1 protein-coding gene is annotated in these 2,365 nt (G+C 72.9%); it reads left to right on the forward strand.

Annotated elements, in window-relative coordinates:
* The first annotated feature begins 83 nt into the window (after positions 1-83).
* A complete protein-coding gene (locus ACFUVW_RS20595; protein WP_430573155.1) occupies positions 84-2,291 on the forward strand; it encodes an N-acetylmuramoyl-L-alanine amidase in 2,208 nt (735 codons plus the stop codon).
* The last annotated feature ends 74 nt before the right edge of the window (positions 2,292-2,365 follow it).

Consider the following 2,365-nt stretch of genomic DNA (forward strand, 5'->3'; position numbering starts at 1 on the left):
ATCACTTCCCATGAAACGGGATTTCACGGTTCGATGGCCGGGTGCGCTCTGAGCGCACTCCGTCCTCGAGAGGAGCACTCCCCGTGAGATCCGTACGACGACGCACCACCGGGCTGGCAGCCGCCGGCCTTCTCCTTCCCCTGGTCACGATCCCCGCGGTCGCCGCGGGGGCGGGGCCGTCCACCGCCCCCACGTCCGACGTGACCTGCGACGCCGTCGTCGCCGCGCCGGACCGGGAGGCCGCGTTCGCCGCCGCGAGCGACGCCACCGGGGTCCCCGGCGACCTGCTCAAGGCCGTCTCCTACATGGAGTCCCGCTGGGACCAGCACGCCGGCACCCCCAGCGCGGACGGCGGCTACGGCCTGTTCAACCTGCTCGACCACGCGCCCGAGGCGCCCGACGGGGCCGGTAAGGACGCCGCCCCGCGCACGGCCGTGAGCGAGCTCGACCGCGCCGCCGCCCTGACCGGGCTGTCCGTCGCCGAGCTGAGGTCCGACGCCGGCGCGAACACCTGCGGCGCCGCCGCGCTCCTGGCCTCCTACCAGCAGGAGGCGGGCCAGGCCGCGGGCGACCTCGCGTCCTGGGATGCCGCCGTCGTGCGGCTGGGCGGGTCCCCGTCCTTCGCCGACCGGGTGTACGCGACGCTGCGTCAGGGCGAGAGCCGCACCACCGACGACGGCGGGCGCGTGACCCTCGCCGCCCGGCCGGACGCCGTCCGGCCCGCGTCGTCCGCCGCCGCGGTGAGCGACCCGGCCGCCGACTGCCCGCCCGACCTGGGCTGTGAGTGGCTGCCGGCGCCGTACGCGAAGGGCAGCGCAGACCTGCCCGACGACACGGGCAACTACGGCAACCACGACCAGGCCGACCGCACGGGCGAGGGCGGACCGTCGATCGACTACATCGTCATCCACGACACGGAGACGGCGTACGAGCCGAGCGTCAGGCTGGTCACCGACCCCACGTACCTGGCGTGGAACTACACGCTGCGCTCGTCCGACGGGCACGTGGCGAACCACCTCGAGCCGGCCGACGTCGGCTGGCACGCGGGCAACTGGTACATGAACATGCACTCGATCGGCCTCGAGCACGAGGGCTGGGCCGGCACGTCGGGCTGGTTCACGGAGGCCATGTACCAGTCGTCGGCCGAGCTGGTGCGGTACCTGGCCGACAAGTACGACGTGCCGCTCGACCGGGCGCACGTCATCGGGCACGACCAGATCCCCGGCATCCTGCCCGGCTACACCAAGAACGTGCACTGGGACCCGGGCCCGTACTGGGACTGGGAGCACTACTTCGACCTGCTCGGCGCGCCGATCGGCGGCGGCCTGCCCGCGACGACGGACGTCGCGCCCGGCGACGTCGTCGAGGTGGTCGCCGGCTACGACGAGAACGCCAACCCGGTCACGGGGTGCGAGCAGGCGTCGCCGGGATCCGGGGACTGCGTCGCGGGCGCCGGCACCAACTTCGCCGTCGCGTACCAGGAGCCGTCGCTCGACGCCCCGTACGCGCGCGACCCCGGCTGGAAGCCGGACGGCGCGGACGGCACGACCTACGCGAGCGACATCAGCGCGCGCGTGAGCTCCGGCCACAAGCTCGTCGTCGCGCAGGTACGGGGCGAGTGGCTGGGCGTGTGGTGGGCCGGCTCGCTGGCCTGGATCCACAACCCGGCCGACCGGCCCGTCGTCGTGCCGAGCACCGGGCAGACGGTGACCGTGAGCGGGGACGAGGCCGCGTCGATCTACGGCCGGGCGTACCCGGAGGCGGCAGCGTACGCGCCGTACCCCGGGATCACCCCGCAGTCCGTGGTGCCGATCGAGTACACGATCGGCACGGACCAGAGCTACGTGGTGTCCGACGACTCCGTGTCGACGGACTACTACTACGCCACGTCGTTCGACGGCTCCGTGCCCGACGACCGCACGGACGTGCGCGGCGAGGACGCGTACTACCAGCTCTGGTACGCGCACAAGCAGGTCTTCACGCGCGCCGCCGACGTGACCCTGCACGACCCCGTCGTCACCGACGTCGAGGCCCCGAGCATCGAGGGCAGGGCGAAGATCGGCAGGATGCTCACCGTCGACCCGGGGGAGTACCTGCCCGGGGACGGCACGGACGTCGACGTGCAGTGGCTGCGCGACGGCGATCCCGTGCGCGGGGCGAACGGTGCGCGGTACCACCTCACCGGGCGCGACCGTGGCGCGGACATCTCGGTCGAGGTGACCGTCTCCGCCCCGGGCTACACGTCGGCGACGTTCACGTCCGACGCCGTCGGCCCGGTGCGCCCGCACTGACGCCGAGATAGAGAACCCCCGAGCGCGAGATAGAGAACCCTTCGCGCCGAGATAGAGAACGAGCTTCTCTATCT

Origin of the sequence: Isoptericola sp. NPDC057391 (assembly GCF_042668085.1) — a bacterium.
Classification (GTDB): domain Bacteria; phylum Actinomycetota; class Actinomycetes; order Actinomycetales; family Cellulomonadaceae; genus Isoptericola.